At 48.8% G+C, this 520-nt stretch carries 1 rRNA gene; it reads right to left on the bottom strand.

Annotated elements, in window-relative coordinates:
* Nucleotides 1-520 (bottom strand): 23S ribosomal RNA (locus ACEN4I_RS13460); the annotation flags it as partial.

Consider the following 520-nt stretch of genomic DNA (forward strand, 5'->3'; position numbering starts at 1 on the left):
GGTTCTATCCACAGTTTCGGTGTTATGTTTAGCCCCGGTAAATTTTCGGCGCAGGGTCACTCGACTAGTGAGCTATTACGCACTCTTTAAATGATGGCTGCTTCTGAGCCAACATCCTAGTTGTCTAAGCAACCCCACATCCTTTTCCACTTAACATAAACTTTGGGACCTTAACTGGTGGTCTGGGCTGTTTCCCTTTCGACTACGGATCTTATCACTCGCAGTCTGACTCCCGGACATGAATCAATGGCATTCGGAGTTTATCAGAATTCGGTACCCCGATAAGGGGCCCTAGTTCAAACAGTTGCTCTACCTCCATGATTCTAAATTCCGAGGCTAGCCCTAAAGCTATTTCGGAGAGAACCAGCTATCTCCAAGTTCGATTGGAATTTCTCCGCTACCCACACCTCATCCCCGCACTTTTCAACGTACGTGGGTTCGGTCCTCCAGTGCGTTTTACCGCACCTTCAACCTGGACATGGGTAGGTCACCTGGTTTCGGGTCTACGACCACATACTCA

It is taken from the genome of Desemzia sp. FAM 23990 (assembly GCF_045528485.1).
Classification (GTDB): Bacteria; Bacillota; Bacilli; order Lactobacillales; family Carnobacteriaceae; genus Desemzia.